Raw genomic sequence first — 16,613 nt, forward strand, 5'->3', positions numbered from 1 at the left:
GCCCGGCAGATTATATTCTGCCGGGCCTTTCGCTGTTCACTTTTCAAAATCAGATGGTCCAACGGTCATTGATGATGGCCACCAGTACCCAGTCTCCGTTGCTGTTTTTTTCGAAGACCATGTTCAGGCTTTGCCAGTCCAATCCATCAAATTCATCTGTTCCCGGGTAATAGTATTCGACGATGGTCGCATCGGGATACGCCTGGTGAATAAACTCCGTAGCTGTCGGAGAGTTTCGCCCGTAATGTTCTTTCGCGGTATAAGGCGCATCCATCAGATACTCGTCGTAATATTCCGCTGGTGTCAGATTGATTTCAAAGCCGCTGCCGTCCTCATAGCCCCATAAATAATCGGTGGTATCAGACATGAAGCCCGGGAGCTGAGCTTTCGTAAAGGTGACGGCGTCTGCAGGTACACAACCACCGGCATAAGGGCAGAACGTCAAACCTTCCGAAGAGCTGACATAAGCAGCCACGTCAGCGAAATCTTCGGCCTGCAATTCGGCCAGAATGTCATTGGCCGTGTTCAGCAGCTCCGCTTTGTCAGGAACAAAAGTCGGTTCGATGGTGCGGGCCAGGAATGCAACGAACTGCGCACGCGTCACCGGAATGTCGGGACGGAACGTATTGTCCGGATAGCCGCGGGCAACGCCCTGGTAAGCCAGTCGGGACACCGCATCAAACGCGAAATGGCTTTCGCTCATGTCCGAGAACGAATTGTCCGGCGCTTCCGGGAAATAGAAGGCTCTGTCCAGCATCGTTACCGTCTGTGCACGTGTGACGGTCCAATCTGGACGGAAATAGTTATTCGGAAAACCGATAACGATTTCCTGTTCAGCGGCTGAAGCGATGTAACCGGAAAACGGGTGGCTTGCCGGTACGTCGCGGAAGCCGGTGGAGCGGGCCGTATCATCCAGATTCAGTGCACGTCCGATCATGGCGACGGCGTGGGAACGGATCACCGGATCATCTGGACGGAAGGTGCCGTCAGGATAACCATTGATGATTCCTTCCTCATACAGATAGGCGATTTCAAAAGCAAACGGGTGGTCGGCATTCACGTCATCAAACAGCACGATTGCCTTGGCAGGAGACGAGAACGAACTGAACATCAGGATGGCAGCTGCAATTAAAGACAATAAAGTCTTCATTTCTATCCCTCCCTGTTTGTTTTCATTTTACCATAGTCGTGATTAAAAAGTAACGGAATATTGTGATAAATAATAATTAATTGACAGTTTTGCATATCCAGGAAAGTGCTTTTCTGATACAGGATGGCCAAAATGTGATGCCGATATCCTTCATTTAAATCAACTGCAGCCGGTCCTGGTGTAAAATCCATAGTAAAATCTGATTATTTAGTTATTTTAGGGGTGTACGCAAACCTTTCAACTGTTAAAATGGTGGCGTGAAGTCAAACAAAAAAATGGAGGAGTGAGGCATATGAAGAAATTGATGGGAACAGTTGTCATCCTGCTGTCTTTGGTATTGGCCCTTCCTGCCGCTGCCGCCACGGATTTGCCGGAAAGCCACCCGTTCTATGAGGAGATCACGTACCTGATGGACATGGGCGTGATTGAAGGCTACCCGGACGGCACAGTGCGGCCGGACCAGGAAGTAACCCGGGCTGAAGCGGCCGTCATGGTTGGACGCCTGCAGGATTTTGACGGCACGGAAAGGGCGACACAGTTTACTGACGTGCCGGCCGGATATTATGCCAGCGGTTATATCGCCGAAGCGGCAGAAGCCGGTTATTTTGAAGGCTACGGGAATGGAAGGTTCGGGCCGAACGACTCGATCATTCGCGGCGATATGGCGCTGGTTGTCGAGCGGGTGTTTGATCTTGCCTTTACGGTAGACGTGTCGTTCAGCGACGTTCCGTCAAATGCCTATTATGAAGAAGCCATCAGCAAGATTCTGGCAGCCAATATCACCAACGGCTACCCGGACAACACGTTCCGCCCGAATCAGGAAGTGACGCGCGGACAGTTTGCCGCCTTCCTTGCACGGGCTCTTGAGCCGGAATTCAAAAATGATGCGGTCATCCCCGGCTCTCATCAGAAAGACAAAACCAAAGATTACAGTTATCGCCTGGCAGACGGATCCACAGAGGTCCACCGCTTTGTCGATGTACCGGACCGGGGAGATCTGACTTACGGATTTATGTGGACAGTCGAGGGCGACGTCAATAACTACGAATACCTCGAACTTGAGAATCGGGAGTTCTTTGCTTACGGCTACCCGTATTCCGAGCGCGACCTGGCACTCGTCTATCCGGTGGAAGTCGGCCAGACCTTTACCACCGGCCTGGGTAATGATACCATCACCCACACAATCACCGGAGTCAATGAAACCGTGGAGACGCCGTACATGACCTTTACAAACGCCACCGAAGTGACAGGCGAAGACGGCTTCAGGTATTACATGGTGGAAGGCTATGCGACGGTCAAATCAGTCGATGCAGCGGGCGTTGTGCAAAGCGAACTGCTGAGTGTCGAGTAAAGAAGGTTGATCAGCCGCAAGCAGCTCCTGCTGCTTGCAAACCATAAAGCCGCATCCGAAAACCGTGGAGGTTTCGGATGCGGCTTTTGCATGGTTACGGACATCGAAAAGGGCTCAATTCAACCGGTTGTGCGGGAGTCCGAACCGGAAGAAATCACGGCCAAATCCGCCGTAATTTAAATAGTTAAAGATTTGTAAATAATTAGACAAATATGTGGGTATAAATATATAATTGAAGAAGTGGGTCAAATGATATAAGGGATGCACTTTGCCGCTTTGAGTTCCCAGTGCTGGTTAGGGGAAGGGCGGCATTCGTGTGGTTTGAACTTGGAGGAGGTGAGCGGGATGTGAGCAGGACAGCAATGGCAATAGAAAACCTCCGGATGAAGTAGTCTGGCCGACAGTCATCCGGAGGAACAGCTGGAGTATACCAACTAAAGCTCAGTATACTCCACTTTAGTCCAAATAATAAGCGGTAACTAAAAAGGGGGAATCCAAATGAGACATAAAACGAAAATCAATCTGGTGATGAAGCCGGAATATGCCATCAGTTCGGAGACGATTATCATCCTGCCGGACTTTGATGAAAACGGCTTTTTAAACTCTTTATTGTGCAAAAAGGAGGGCGTTTCCAAAGCCGGCCTCAGTCCCTATAACCTGATTGACACGAACCTGCGCTTCCGCGGATCGAGCATGAGGGGGGCGGTGGAGGGTGCCCAGGCAATTCTCGGAAAGATGAATATGAACCCGCTGATTCTGGACAAGGAACAGGACATCATCCTGTTTCCCTGCCGCTCGCCATACCGCGAAGATTGCGTCTGGCTTGCGCTGCAGCACGTCAAGCACTACAACAGCGCCGGCAAGAGCCTGACGCAGGTCGAATTGAGCAATGGCAGCACCATCATGCTGGACGTCAGCAAACAGGCATTCGAGAAAAAAATGCAGCGTGCCTATGAGCTGCGCTTCAAGATGCAGGCGCAAAAGATGCAATTTGAAGGAAAAGTGATGGAAACGGGCATCACCTACCATTTCAGTAAAAACCGTGACCGCGGCAATTATGAAGACGGCGTATTGGTGGAGTAGCAGTCCGCATTTCACAGGCGTTTTGATGATCGAGAAAAAGCAGCAGGCCATGGGGGCCAGCTGCTTTTTGCTTTACTCCCATATTTTTGGGCGGATCCTCATCCGGCCTGTGTGCTCAACTTCTCCTTGCCGTATTTTTTCACCAGGTAATTGGCCACGAGCCAGGTACCGATGGCTACGGCGATCGGTGTCACCAGCGGAAGGGGTGACGCGGCGAGCAAATAGGAAGAAGCCGTATTGGCCCAGGCGTGCAGGATGACACACAGCCAGACATTGCGGGTGCTGTTGTAAAGCCAGCCGAGCACGTAAGCCTGCGGAATGGTCAGCAGTGTAAAGCCGACTAGCGTCAGCAGCACGGCCGTGGTGCCGGCGGAATAGTTCAGGTAAATGATGAAGGGGTAGTGCCAGATGCTCCACAGCACCCCCACACGAAAGCAGGCTTGTTCGGCGGTGAAGCGGGTCTGCAGGAGCGGCTGCAGATAGCCCCGCCAGCCGAACTCCTCCATGCCGCTTGTAACACACTGGAACAGGAAAAAGACAGGAAGAAACCACAGCGGCAGCACGCCCCAGTTAAACTCCCCGGTAAATCCCGTCATAGTCCACGTCACCAGCAGTGCCGCTGAAAACAGCAGGACCGGATAGAGCAGGATGAACAGCAGCCAGCCCCCAATGTTCGCGGGACGCTTTTTTCCGGCAGGCGGTGGCAAGAGGCTGCCGTCTTTTCGGTTCCTCATCACCAGCCCTACGGCAACCACACCCGCAATCGGGCCGTAGACCGCAGCTGTAAACAGCAGCGACAGCAGCAATTGCCCGACACTTTCGACGCCTTCCGTCAAAGCGGTGTAGAAGCCTTCATTGTACAGAATCTCCACACCGGTCTGTCCGGAGATGGCCATGGCGCCAATCCACAGTGTCCAGGAAACCAGGATGGTTGCGCCGTAAAAAATTGCGGATTTCTTCATTACGTTGTCCATTTTCAGCACCTTCAACGTGTGACTTTAAGCGGCTGGAATTTTGAGGCGGAAATTGCCGTTTCTTTGTTTCACGATCAGCGCAGCCGCGCCGGCAACAGCGGCAACGGCGGCAATGCCAATTGCAGCACCGTATATGGGACGCCAATTGAGCGGAATGCTGTTCGAGCCGGCAGGCAGAGGGGCTTTTCTGTTATAGGTGTATTCCGTCAGCCGGTCGATCGTCGGCGTCGGCGTATTTCCGGGCCGGATCATGGCGTAGTATTCATCCGTTAAATACTCATTTTCATCCGCTGAATCCTTCAAGTGTTGCAGGATAGGTCCGAACGGCGGTGTGGTTGCCATTTTGCTGAGCGCCAGCACAAAAATTGGTTCAGGAATCCTGTCCATCATTTCAAACGCGGGAGGCGTAATGGGAATTCCGGCGTTCTTCATTGCCTGCAGCGACTCGTGGAGTGCGCGTTTCATGAGAACCTGCGCATCCCGCGTTTCAGCAAAATGCTCCGGATCCGAATCGCACGCATAAACGGCCGGAACAAGCGTCGGAATCATGACGGCAACCTGTGTTTTCAACCATGCGTCGATGTCTTTCCGGATTTCAGCCCGGTAGCCGCGCATGGAACTCAAAATCTTCGCCACTTCCCGGGTCCGGGTGCTGACACTGCCATCCACTTCGCCGATCGGCAGCATCATGGTATTCTTCTTGTCCACCGGCATCATGTGCATGACTTGCCCTTCTTTATACCCGCCCGGCAGCGGAAATCCGGCCATCACCCGTTCTTTGCCGAGTGCATCGATAAATTCCTGCTGGCCGGCGGCGTTATTCATCATGAACAGAAACGTCGGCACGTTTTTATTGGCCGCCAGCGCCGGCAGGATGGCGGAAACCTTATTTTTTCGCACCGGCACAATGACCAGGTCGTAATAATCTTCTTCCCCGAGGCTCTCGACAATCGGCAGATGCGTGACCGTCCGCACGCCCGTTACGGTATTTTCGATGACTACGCCGTGCGTTTTCAATTCCTGCAGCCGTTCCCCGTGGTCAAGCAGGGAAACCGAATGGCCCGCTTCTGCCAGGCGCTCCGCGAATAAACTCCCGAAAGGTCCCACTCCATAAATTAAAATTTTCTTTTTCATGCTCTTTGCTCCTTTATGCGTATTTTTTGATACAAATTTGATTTATTATACCATTTATATTTGATTATGCGCGTTATTTATAAGAAAATTGAAAAAATTCCAGAAAGTTCTTTCGGCCGGGCTGGGAGCGAGTCCAAGTGAAGGGATCAGGCGATATTACCGGCACTCAGTATCAAATGACACGATTTTTAACGGCAAAAATTTAAAACGATGTTGACATTTTTTTGCGAATCGTTATAATTTTACTTGATAACTGAATTTTTAGATAACTTCAGTTAATTCGCAGGAGGTAAATTCTGATTGCGGAAGGAGGCATGGGCGAAGCGGTTGGGAAAGCAATTGGTGGACATAGGTCGCTGGCCATGGATATTCGCAAGTCCGAAACTAATTAATGGAAAGAGGAGATCTTGCTATGAGAAAACTGTTGCCAAGCAAACGGGAGGATTTTTTCCCGAGCCTGTTTGAAAGTGGATTTGAAACCGATTTGTTCGACCGTTTCTTCAAGGAATCCCATTACCCGAAAGTCGACATCAAGGAAGTCGATGACGGCTATGAGATGAAAATGGACGTGCCCGGTTTCTCCAAAGACGACGTCAAAGTCGAATACCGCGACGGCTATCTGGAATTGGAAGGAACCCGCGAGGAGAGCAAGGAAACGAAGGAAGACGACGGCCATTACATCCGCAAAGAGCGGTCCTACGGTTCGTTTAAACGCAGCTTCTACGTAGGCGACATCGACGAAAGCAAGATCCACGGCTCGTTCAAGGACGGCATGCTGGAGTTGAAGGTTCCGAAGGCCGAAGAAGATGAGAAGAAAAAAAATGGCACGCAGATCCAGCTGGAATAATGGCATAATCTGCGCTGCAGCGATAAAAATTGAATGTTATTGATGTGTGGTGCTGCACTGCCATTGCCGGAGCGATCCGGCGGTGGCGGTGCAGTTTTTTTGATGGAATAAAAACTTGGGGTTGCCTGCGGAGTTTTGGGGTGGTTTTTGGGGGTTTGGGGGTTTTGGGGTTTCGCTTTTCGCCGTAGCGAAAAGCATCCATTATTTCTTGGTTTTTGGTCACCTAGTGGAGGAAGAAGGGGTTTTTCTTTTAAATAGCGTGCCGCGGGAGGGGTGTCGGAGGGGATATCCGCGTTCGGGGGGATAATTCCGCGTTCAGGAGATTAATTCCGCGTTCAGGGGGATAATTCCGCGTTCAGCAAAATAATCCCGCGTTCAGACGAATAATCCCGCGTTCAGCATTTTACACACAAAAAAACGCCGCTTTTCAGGCGGCGTCAACGAGACTATTTCTTTATTCGATATCGACGAGCTTTAGTTTCTCCGGTTTTTCTTGGTGATGGTCAGAAAGTGGAGGAAGAATGGGGTTTTCTTTTAAGAAGTGTGTCGCGACAGGGGGTGTCGGAGGGGATTTCCGCGTTCAGCAGAATAATCCCGCGTTCAGGAGAATAATCCCGCGTTCAGGAGATTAATCCCGCGTTCAGCAGAATAATCCCGCGTTCAGCAGAATAATCCCGCGTTCAGCGTTTCAAACACAAAAAACGCCGCTTTTCAGGCGGCGGCAACGACACTATTTCTTTATTTGATATCGACGAGCTTTAGTTTCTCCGGAAACAACAAAATCATATTGCCTTAAAATTCTATTTGCCGTGTCAGCCGAGTCAAGGGAGCAAAAAGCGCGCAATTCTTTGTTCGTGATACTGTCATTTACAAACGTGAAGTACTCCTGCAGAGCAAAATGGTGTGCGGCGGCATTTTTTGTGTTGCAGTCGCGGCATACCCAATTTCTTTTGCTGCGCACCACCTGATACCCCTTGCATTTTGAGCAATGGACGCCTCGCTTCAAGTCATCATAAGAAATTTTGTAAGTTTTGCAAAGAGGTTTTCTGACATAAGGGGTATGATTGGCCTCCAGCAATCGCTTGATTTTATTGATTTTCAAAGGTGTCGGTTCTTGAGGAGTGGATTGGAGGATATTGTAAAGATATTCGTTCATCTGGTAAGTTTTGCAAATGAGAGCGCCCGTCGGCTTCGAGTGGAACATGCAATTGTGCGCAGTGTTGACGATCAGGCCTTTCACGCGGACATCAAACTTTCGCTTCTTCAACCAATTCCTTAAAAAGCGGATATTCTTATTCAGCTGGTACACGGGATCATCAAGGATCAGCCGCTCTCCTTTATCATTCATGCGAATAAATTCACCGGTCTGCTCAGTAAAATGCAGGTCGTCGCTGACGTTCTTCGAATCCAGGATAATGACGCATTTCTCCGTCAGAATGAGGCCGTCAAACTGGGTAATCCATTCGCCCTGTTCCAGTCCGATATCCCACAGTGCGTGATAATCTTCGTCCAGGTGAAACTCTTTGAATTTATTTTGCATTTTGATCTCACCGCGTATGCCCGCGGTTTTCCGGTGATGCTGATTTTTGAGATACCCTTTTCGAGGATGCGTTTCGGGCAGTCTGGCAATGAAGTGCAGAAGGGCCTCAGGTTGCGGTAAAAGTTCGATCTTTTCTTTTATACTCTTCACCCCCATCGTCAATGTAAATAAATTATATCATTTGGAAAAGCTTATTGTTTAACAATTCTAACTATTTTTCCGGGGGAGGTTTTTCGCTTTTCGCCGTAGCGAAAAGCATCCATTTTTTCTTGGTTTTGGGTCGGGTAGTGGGCGAAGAAGGGGGTTTTCTTTTGGATAGAGGAGGTGTCGGAGGGGATATCCGCGTTCAGGAGGATAATTCCGCGTTCAGCGAGATAATTCCGCGTTCAGGAGATTAATTCCGCGTTCAGAAAAATAATTCCGCGCTCAAAAAAATAATCCCGCGTTCAGCAATTCACCCCCCCCACAAACCAAAAAAACCCCCAATAGCCCGCAGGCTTTTGGGGATTGCTTCAATATTAAAACAGGCCGATGGCTTCACCATTCGGGCCGACATCCATGTTCAATGCGGCCGGCTGTTTCGGCAGGCCGGGCATCGTCATGATGTCACCGGTCAGGCATACCAGAAAGCCTGCGCCGAGTTTTGGCATGATCTCGCGGATGGTGACGGTAAATCCTTCGGGGCGTCCCAATAATTTGGGTTGGTCCGATAATGAATATTGGGTTTTCGCCATGCAGATCGGCAACTCGTCCCAGCCGTATTTCTTTAATTCCACCAGCTGTTTTTGCGCTTTGTCGGACAGTTGGATGTTGTCTCCGCCGTATACCTTTTGCACAATCGTCCGAAGTTTTTCTTCGACCGAATCGGTTGCTTCGTATAAATAGCTGAAGTCCGTCGGGCGATCCAACTCCTGTTTCACCAGCTTCGCCAATTCCAAACCGCCTGCGCCGCCTTGCTCCCACACATTGGTCAACGCGATGGGAACGCCAGCCGCTTCGGCCCATTGCATGATTTCGTTTATTTCGGATTCGGTGTCTGTGATGAAACGATTCAGGGCCACCACGGGTTCAATGCCGAACTGGCGGATCGTATCCACGTGTTTTGCCAAATTGACCATGCCGCGTCTCACCGCGTCAGCATCGGCGTCGCCAAGCAATGACTTCTCCACGCCGCCGTGCATTTTCAGCGCCCGCACCGTCGCGACGATGACGACCGCATCCGGATGGAAGCCGCCTTTGCGCGATTTGATGTGCATGAATTTCTCCGCACCGAGGTCGGCTCCGAATCCCGCTTCGGTCACCACGATGTCCGCAAGCCGTCTCGCTGTGTTCGTCGCCATCAGCGAGTTGCAGCCATGGGCGATATTCGCAAACGGTCCGCCGTGGATGATCGCAGGAGTTCCTTCAATTGTTTGCACCAAATTTGGTTTAAATGCTTCTTTCAGCAATAAAACCAGGGATCCTTCAACACCAAGGTCACGCACCATAATCGGCATCCTGTCATATGTATAGCCAATGACCATACTTGCCAGCCGTTCTTTCAAATCTTCAAGCGAAGTCGCGAGGCAGAGGACCGCCATAATTTCAGAAGCCACCGTAATATCGAAACCATCCTGCCTCGGGACGCCGTGTGCCGGGCCACCGAGACCGATCGTCACCTGGCGCAGCGCGCGGTCGTTGATATCCAGCGCCCGTTTCCAGGTGATTCTTCTTGGATCGATGTTCAGCGGGTTGCCCTGATGCAGGTGATTGTCGATGAATGCAGCCAGCGCGTTGTTGGCTGACGTAATGGCATGGATATCGCCGGTGAAATGAAGATTGATGTCTTCCATCGGCAAGACCTGAGCAAAGCCGCCGCCTGTCGCGCCGCCCTTGACGCCCATTACCGGCCCAAGCGAAGGCTCGCGAAGTGCGACAATGACCGATTCCTTTAATTGATTGAAGGCATCCGCAAGCCCTACCGTTACCGTGGACTTTCCTTCGCCTGCCGGTGTCGGGCTGATCGCCGTCACCAGTACGACTTTTCCTTGTGCAGTTGCAGGGGGCAATGAATTGACATCAATTTTCGCTTTGTATTTTCCGTATAACTCCAGCGCGTCAGCTGGAATTCCAGCTCTTTCGGCAATATCCTGTATGGGCAAAATTTTTGCTTCTGCAGCAATCGACAAATCCGTAAATGACATCCATTTTCCAACTTTCTTTTTTTTCTTTATTATACCTTGATGCTGGTAAGAAAAGAACCGATTTAGGCTGGTGTCGTGAAGCTGCCCCGGTTGCTCGGGGGCGAATAAATAACTGGAACTTCCTGTCAGGCAGAATTGGAGCAAGTAAAATTATTTTCCTGTATACTACTGGGGTAGGTAATATGACACAAGGTTGTTTGAAGCAACCCACTCACAAAATACTATAGCCAGTCAGCCCGGGCTGATGGCTGTTACAGGGGGCAGGGCATGAACATTGTAATGAAAGCGATTGTGATTTCCGTTATAGGGTTGGCGGTGCTTGGCGGAGCGGGATATTGGTTGTTGCAGGGACTCTTCACAGAAGACGGCAAAGAGATTGCCGAGGTTGCGGAAGGGATTGACCTCCGCGAAGAAGGCAAGGCATCGGCAGAAACCCAGGAAGCCAAAGGAACTGCCGGCAAGGTGAAGGCCGACATGGAGGAAGAGAAAGTACAGAACTATCTTCACCAAATGACGCATCAAAAGATTGTCGCCACCGAAAAGCGGGGCGCAGTCGAAATGTCAGCGGACAACATCGACAATATGCTGAAAATTGTACGGGCGAATTCTGCAGCTTATGAGCACAGCGCCTTCTATGAAGAGACGTTGACGACCTGGCAGCAGGGCGACTTCAGCAACGCAGTTTCGGTTCACAACACAATCTGGAACTGGCACAAAGGCACGGTGGGAAGAGCGACGGGCTTGATGTCGCAGGCGCAGGAAGAAGCGTTTGTGGAGAAGCACTTCAGGTGAATCGCGCATACTACCGGGTGTGCTGACAGGAAAGAAGGAAATTCATAATTAGTGCGTGCTGGAAGCTGCAGCCCGAGACCGGTTTGGTTTTGGGGGTGTGTTTTTTTTGTTGTCGGAAGGAATTGAATTGTGTGGGTGACCGTCATCACCTCAAACCCACTGCTAAAAGCCGGACAAGCAAAAGGCGCCAGGGAGCCCTCCCTCGCGCCTTCTTCTTAAGTTTTCACCCGTGACACCGTTATGCCGTCGCCGATGGGCACGAGCAGCGATTCCAGCTGTGGATGGTTTGCCACGGTTTTGTTGAACGCCTTCATCACTTCGGTGTGTCCTTTCAGCTCAGCATCCGGATCTGCGACTGTGCCGCCCGCCAGCGCATTGTCAGCTGCGATGACAGCTCCCGGCTGTGCCAGTTTGATGCAGGCTGCGAGGTAATTTTCATAGTTCTCTTTGTCGGCATCGATAAAGAAAAAGTCGAAGCGTTCATGGGAATCGATCAGTCTCTCGAGGCTTTCCAAAGCTGGCCCCGTCAGGTAGCGGACCTGGTCTCCGAAACCGGCATTCGCCAGATTTCGTTGTGCCAGCTCGGCGTAGCTTTGTTCGAGTTCGAGCGACGTCAGTCTGCCGTCCGGCCCGAACCCTCTGGCGAGACAAATGCCACTGTAGCCGCCGAGTGCACCAATTTCCAAAATGTTTTTGGAGCCGGAGATGGAAACAAGCAGGGTCAAAAGCTTGCCTGAGGCAGCCGGCACGGAGATTTGGCGCATGCCATGCTCTTCGATGGACCTTACTACGTTGTCCAGCACGTCATCCTGTTTCGTAAATACGTCATGAATGTATTGGTTGATTTGCTTCACTTTTCCCATTCCTTTCTGGACGTGTCTGATTGGTCATTGGCCGATGATTCAATTGCCGGAAATGTACCGCTGGAAATGAAGACCTTCCCTGACTCAATTCTTCATTCGCGGACAGAAACCTTTTTATGGAGGGAAATTATGTGCCTGTCATCTTTACAATAAAGAACGCAAAAGCCAGGCACGCGTGTCAAATCCGCGTGCCTGGCTTTCCGGTTGGATAGGTTTTACTTCTTTTTGTTTTTGTCGCGCGGCGTCAATGGAGCGGTGTTATTCGCGACAAATGGAACCGGCGAAGAGGTCTCGTCGTGTTGTTGTTTATCGTCCTCGAAGTGTTCCTGAATCTCAAGGTTTGCTTGAGTTGCCTCATCTTCCGTCTGATGTTTTTTGTTTTTTTCCTCTTTCATTTGAATTCCTCCTTCGAAATGATCTTTTCATTCCTTCCATGTCCAGAGATGGAAATAAAATAGTTGCGCCATGCATCCTGCTTCTTGTTCAGTATATCCCATACGGGGAAATCAGGTAAAACGGAAGGCTCTTCTTTGCCGGCCTTCCCGGGGGTGTTTAGGGGGCGGAACGGACAGGAATGGTACATAGAGAAGCTTGAATACAGGAGGGAGCAGGATGGAACTTTACACAATTGGCCATTCGAGCCATTCCAGGGAATTTTTTGACAAGATGCTGAAGGAGAATAAAATCGAAGTGCTTGCGGATGTGCGGGCCTTTCCCGGCAGCCGCAAGTGGCCGCAGTTTTCAAAGGACGAATTTCCGAAGTGGCTGGAGGCGGAAAACATCCGCTACCGGCATGTTCCCAGGCTCGGCGGCCGGCGCCGCAAATCGAAGAGAGTCGAAGAAGGTGTGAACGCCGGCTGGAATAATCGTTCGTTCCATAACTACGCCGATTACACGCTGACCTGTGAATTCCAGGAAGGCATCGAAGAACTGCTCGGCCTGGCATCGGATTCGCGAGTCGCGTATTGCTGCTCGGAACGCCATCCGTCCCGCTGCCACCGGTTGCTGATCAGCAACTGGCTCGTCGCGAACGGCCACAAAGTCATCCACATCATAGACGGCAAAGACGAAACTGTTGAGCTGGTCGAGCATGAAGTGGGCATGTGGGGCGCGCCGGCTGAGCTGAGGGAAGAGGAAAGCAGGGTTGTCGTTTATCCGGAGAAAGCGGAAACTTGATGAAGGAAACCGGTTTTATTGGACGGTAGAGCTTTGGCATATGTGCTGTTAGTTTGGACAAGCTACTGGTTTTGCGGGTTTATTTATCGCAGAATTTGAGAATACAGATGACAGAGGAGATCCTGCATATCCATCAAAATCGGCAAACCGAAAGGAATGTGAAGTGATGAGCATGCAACAGGTCCAGCCCGGCGATTTGGTCAGAGACGAATATGGCAATCATTATCTGGTAGTGAGGGCTCATCAGGAAAAGGGAGTTTTAAAGAACATTCAGGTTTCGAATCTATGGTACGAGCAGGCTTTCCGTGAAAGTTTTGAAGAAGCGAGCGCCGGTAAGTCGATTGGCATCCAACTGCAGGAAAAAGTCAATGATTATATAGAAGTGACGGAGAACAGGGGACGTCCGATTTACTCTTGCCATGACCTGACTGCCAACAAAATTGATGTTTACGTGCTCGATATCAGAAAGCCGCATCCGAATATCGTTTTGTGAATTGTGTGTAAATTGTGTGGGTGACTGTAGTCTGCCCCCTTATAATGGACACGAGAGGTGCTATAATTGTGCAACCACAAGGCTCGTTGGAAGGGGAATTACAATGGGAAGCAAAAAAGAAAGCGGAAAACAGACGTCTTATGCACAAAAACTGGCAGCGGTTCAAGAAGTGTTGGAAAAGAAACGGCACATTCAAGAGGTTGCAGAAGAACTCAGCATCCATCCTAATTCCTTGACGAATTGGCTGAGAAAATACCGGGAAAAAGGACCAGAAGGCTTACAGCCTTACCGGCATCAAAGTTCGACATATACTTCTCAGACTGCGGAGCTGGAACGCCTTAAAGCGATCGAAAAGAAATATAACGATCAAATCGAGGAGATCGAAATTCTAAAAAAGTTCCAGGCTTTTCTCAAGGAGAACGAATAAGAAAAAGCTACGAAGCCATATCCGGCTTGAGAAAAGAGCACACGGTCCAAAAATTATGCAAGGCTATCGGCGTATCGCCCAGCGGCTATTACGCTTATTTGAAACGGCCACTTCGCACTGTCTCCGAGCGTGATCGCAATGATGTCGAGGCCATTCAGAGCTTGTACGAGGCAAATGCCGGCACCATTGGTGCAAGGCGGATAGCAGGTGAATTGAAGGAAACAAAAGGGCATGTCATCAATCATAAGCGCGTCCGCCGTTTAATGAATGAACTGAATATCAAATCCAAGATCCGCCGACCGAAAACGAATAAGCAGCCGAAAGAAAAAAGTGCTGGCTTTGTCTACCCGAACCTGTTGAATCGCGATTTCAACGCGATTCTTCCCAACCGCAAATGGGTGACAGACTTATCGGAACTGAATGTCGAAGGCGTGAAATTCTATGTTTCGGCCATTATGGACTTGTACAATCGGGAAATTATCGCTTTCGTCGTCAGCGATACCCCTGACCTCAAACTGGTCGAACAAACCATCCGCTCTGCGATGAAGAATCGCGGATTACCCGACTTGGAGCACGTCGTTCTCCATTCCGATCAAGGAAGTGTCTACCGTTCGGTCAAGCATCACCAGCTGGCAAAAAAACTTCAGTTCACCCCAAGCATGTCCCGGAAGGCGAATTGTTGGGACAATGCCTGCATCGAAAGTTTTTTCTCCCATCTCAAAACCGAGTTTCCGCATCATCACCCAATCGTTTCAGCGACACAGGTCCAGAAGGACCTCTTGAAATTCATCGGATTCTTCAATGAAGAAAGAAGTCAAAAACGGCTGGGGTATATGACCCCAGCCGCTTACGCAAACAGTAAAAGTATTCAACAAGGTGCACAATTGTTGGCTGTCTAATAAAGAGGGGCTAGACTACTGTCACCTGCCGTATGGCACCCAAAAGAAATTTCACAAAAAAGCCGTCTCCCTAAAATGGAAGACGGCTTTTCAAATTCAGTTATTCCTTCTCCAACCCGACGGCAAAGCTGAGGTACATCAATGCGTTGCGGGCCTTGAACGTGGTGGACATGGCCAAGCGTTCGAGCTCGGCCTTCGACATCTGATGCTTGCGGAGTTCACCGCTTGCCGCGACATCTTCCTTTTTGGTGATGACCTGGACGAAACTGCGTTCCATTTGGTCGCGCAATTGAAGCGACCGGATCATGGCGAGGTTCTGGGATTCAGAGCGCTCGTAGCCGTATATTTCTTTTGAAAACCAGTACAGTGCCTTGAGGGCGCTGTTTTTTGTGTTGCGGATAAACGGTTTGAGTTCGTTTTTCGGATGTTCGTCGTCAAACCAGATGCGCTGCATGCCGGCCAGCTGGTCTTTCACTTCCAGCTTGAAATAATGGTTGAGAAATTGCGCGGATTTATTGAAAAGCGTGAAAGACTGGCGGTAAACCGCCTTCAGTTGTTCATCACGCAATGGGTTTGACGAATCCAGTTCGAGTGCTTCGAACAGGTTTTCACGATGCGCGATGAATTCCGCAACAAGCCCATCCATGAACGCTTCGAGGAACACGCCGCGCTCTTTGTCCGTCCCTTTGTAGCGGTAACGAAGAGTATCGAGTTTCATCGTGCCTTCCGGATCGACTTCGTTGTCCGGGTTCAGCAGCAAATGATGTTTTGCGCACCAATTGCGGTATTCTTCCTCGCGCCCTTCGAAAAAGTTCGGTTTGTAATTCGCGGTGACATCGACCGGACCGATTTCGTCCAGCATTTTCTGCGCCAGCTTGAGCCGGTCGGCGTACAGGGCACGGCCGTTCGGATCTTCAATCTTTTCCGCACCTTCGCTGAGCAGTTTCCGCGCTTTGTGGAGCGCATCGGCTTTTTCTTCCTTGCCGGTCAGGAATGTGGAATAAAACAGCAGCCCCCAGCCGCGTTCCGCTTCCTTTCGCTGGTAGGACGGGTCTTTCTCTTCTTCTTTCATCTGTTCCAGCACATGCAGGCCATCGAGCGAGCGGCCGACATAGATCAGCACTTCCGCATAGTTCAGGCAGATCTGGTTCCAGACAGTCGGCGGAACTTTTCCGCGGAACTGGAAAAACAGGCTTTCAAACAGAAACAGCTGGCGCTGCTTCATCGGGCTGTTCCAGTCCTTCTGCAACTGGTGGCGGATGCCCAGCTGGCTTGACTCCAACAGAATCGCCAGCGGGTATGCCGCCTGGCCTTCCAGCCGTTTTTTCAAATGGCTGATTATGTCGTTCAGCTTTTCGGGTTCCGTTTTCGTCTTCTGGAAATCCTGCAAAAGCATTTGTGTCGCCTGATACAGTTCCTTCAATTCAAATTGCCCGTAATCTTCTGATTGGGCAATATCCTGTAAATTTGTCATCGGGAAGCCTCCTTGGGTGTATGGTCCGTTCGTTTTTTAAGGTTTGGGATTGGAGCGATTGCACCTTCAATTTCTATTGTAACGAAAAGGAAGGTGCGGGTCACGAAATATTATCAGAATTGTGTGGAAGTTGTGCGGGTGACTGTCACCAAAGCAACTTCCACACAATTCCAGAACTGGCGATACGGGATGAAATTGCGGTATAGTATTGGAGCAGACATAAGATT

The 16,613-nt window shown here is 50.3% G+C and carries 17 protein-coding genes; 9 read left to right on the forward strand and 8 right to left on the reverse strand.

The annotated features are described in order from the left end of the window. Positions 1 to 49: 49 nt before the first annotated feature. Positions 50 to 1,150: an S-layer homology domain-containing protein gene (locus DIJ65_RS06855; protein ID WP_117300295.1), complete on the reverse strand. Its 1,101-nt coding sequence runs from the start codon at positions 1,148 to 1,150 to the stop codon at positions 50 to 52. Positions 1,151 to 1,442: 292 nt separating this feature from the next. Between DIJ65_RS06855 and DIJ65_RS06860 the strand changes: the two genes are divergently transcribed. The 3 genes from DIJ65_RS06860 to DIJ65_RS06865 all read left to right on the forward strand — a co-directional run bounded on the left by DIJ65_RS06860 (position 1,443) and on the right by DIJ65_RS06865 (position 3,584). Beyond that, entirely contained in the window at positions 1,443 to 2,501 is a 1,059-nt protein-coding gene (locus DIJ65_RS06860; protein ID WP_117300293.1) for an S-layer homology domain-containing protein, read from the forward strand. A 6-nt stretch (positions 2,502 to 2,507) separates the two neighbouring features. Further along, positions 2,508 to 2,681 carry a hypothetical protein gene (locus DIJ65_RS16290; RefSeq protein ID WP_154718716.1) on the forward strand — a complete coding sequence of 58 codons (174 nt, stop codon included), beginning with the start codon at positions 2,508 to 2,510 and terminating at the stop codon, positions 2,679 to 2,681. A 318-nt stretch (positions 2,682 to 2,999) separates the two neighbouring features. Beyond that, positions 3,000 to 3,584: a competence protein ComK gene (locus tag DIJ65_RS06865; protein WP_117300291.1), complete on the forward strand. Its 585-nt coding sequence runs from the start codon at positions 3,000 to 3,002 to the stop codon at positions 3,582 to 3,584. 98 nt (positions 3,585 to 3,682) lie between these two features. Here DIJ65_RS06865 and DIJ65_RS06870 read toward each other — a convergent pair whose 3' ends face one another. Together DIJ65_RS06870 and DIJ65_RS06875 are read right to left on the reverse strand one after the other, a co-directional pair. After that, complete coding sequence (locus DIJ65_RS06870; protein WP_117300289.1) at positions 3,683 to 4,558, reverse strand: CPBP family intramembrane glutamic endopeptidase; 876 nt, start codon at positions 4,556 to 4,558, stop codon at positions 3,683 to 3,685. A 24-nt stretch (positions 4,559 to 4,582) separates the two neighbouring features. Then, positions 4,583 to 5,692, reverse strand: a complete 1,110-nt coding sequence (locus DIJ65_RS06875; protein ID WP_117300287.1) for a ketopantoate reductase family protein — start codon at positions 5,690 to 5,692, stop codon at positions 4,583 to 4,585. 412 nt (positions 5,693 to 6,104) lie between these two features. Here DIJ65_RS06875 and DIJ65_RS06880 point away from each other — a divergent pair, with 412 nt between their 5' ends. After that, positions 6,105 to 6,539 carry an Hsp20/alpha crystallin family protein gene (locus tag DIJ65_RS06880; protein ID WP_185959509.1) on the forward strand — a complete coding sequence of 145 codons (435 nt, stop codon included), beginning with the start codon at positions 6,105 to 6,107 and terminating at the stop codon, positions 6,537 to 6,539. Positions 6,540 to 7,269: 730 nt separating this feature from the next. On the opposite strand, the gene DIJ65_RS06885 is transcribed toward DIJ65_RS06880, so the two are convergent. Further along, on the reverse strand, positions 7,270 to 8,235 hold the full coding sequence (locus DIJ65_RS06885; RefSeq protein WP_117300283.1) for a nuclease-related domain-containing protein: 966 nt from the start codon (positions 8,233 to 8,235) through the stop codon (positions 7,270 to 7,272). A 362-nt stretch (positions 8,236 to 8,597) separates the two neighbouring features. Next, positions 8,598 to 10,262 carry a formate--tetrahydrofolate ligase gene (locus DIJ65_RS06890; protein WP_117300279.1) on the reverse strand — a complete coding sequence of 555 codons (1,665 nt, stop codon included), beginning with the start codon at positions 10,260 to 10,262 and terminating at the stop codon, positions 8,598 to 8,600. A gap of 267 nt (positions 10,263 to 10,529) precedes the next feature. Between DIJ65_RS06890 and DIJ65_RS06895 the strand changes: the two genes are divergently transcribed. Next, a complete protein-coding gene (locus DIJ65_RS06895) occupies positions 10,530 to 11,054 on the forward strand; it encodes a DUF6241 domain-containing protein (protein ID WP_117300277.1) in 525 nt (174 codons plus the stop codon). A gap of 215 nt (positions 11,055 to 11,269) precedes the next feature. On the opposite strand, the gene DIJ65_RS06900 is transcribed toward DIJ65_RS06895, so the two are convergent. Further along, on the reverse strand, positions 11,270 to 11,917 hold the full coding sequence (locus DIJ65_RS06900) for an O-methyltransferase (protein WP_117300275.1): 648 nt from the start codon (positions 11,915 to 11,917) through the stop codon (positions 11,270 to 11,272). Between the two features lie 215 nt (positions 11,918 to 12,132). Beyond that, complete coding sequence (locus DIJ65_RS06905; RefSeq protein ID WP_117300273.1) at positions 12,133 to 12,312, reverse strand: hypothetical protein; 180 nt, start codon at positions 12,310 to 12,312, stop codon at positions 12,133 to 12,135. Positions 12,313 to 12,529: 217 nt separating this feature from the next. Between DIJ65_RS06905 and DIJ65_RS06910 the strand changes: the two genes are divergently transcribed. The 4 genes from DIJ65_RS06910 (at position 12,530) to DIJ65_RS06925 (ending at position 14,912) form a co-directional block, all read left to right on the forward strand. Then, positions 12,530 to 13,093: a DUF488 domain-containing protein gene (locus DIJ65_RS06910; protein WP_117300271.1), complete on the forward strand. Its 564-nt coding sequence runs from the start codon at positions 12,530 to 12,532 to the stop codon at positions 13,091 to 13,093. Positions 13,094 to 13,259: 166 nt separating this feature from the next. Then, positions 13,260 to 13,586 carry a hypothetical protein gene (locus DIJ65_RS06915; protein WP_117300269.1) on the forward strand — a complete coding sequence of 109 codons (327 nt, stop codon included), beginning with the start codon at positions 13,260 to 13,262 and terminating at the stop codon, positions 13,584 to 13,586. A gap of 103 nt (positions 13,587 to 13,689) precedes the next feature. After that, entirely contained in the window at positions 13,690 to 14,013 is a 324-nt protein-coding gene (locus tag DIJ65_RS06920; protein ID WP_185959511.1) for a transposase, read from the forward strand. Between the two features lie 26 nt (positions 14,014 to 14,039). After that, the gene (locus DIJ65_RS06925) at positions 14,040 to 14,912 is read left to right on the forward strand and encodes an IS3 family transposase (protein WP_185959512.1); all 873 of its coding nucleotides are present in this window, start codon (positions 14,040 to 14,042) and stop codon (positions 14,910 to 14,912) included. A gap of 100 nt (positions 14,913 to 15,012) precedes the next feature. Here the strand turns inward: DIJ65_RS06925 and DIJ65_RS06930 are convergent, their stop codons facing one another. Next, a complete protein-coding gene (locus tag DIJ65_RS06930) occupies positions 15,013 to 16,386 on the reverse strand; it encodes an LA2681 family HEPN domain-containing protein (protein ID WP_117300263.1) in 1,374 nt (457 codons plus the stop codon). Between the last annotated feature and the right edge of the window lie 227 nt (positions 16,387 to 16,613).

It is taken from the genome of Planococcus salinarum, assembly GCF_007004625.1.
GTDB lineage: Bacteria > Bacillota > Bacilli > Bacillales_A > Planococcaceae > Planococcus > Planococcus salinarum.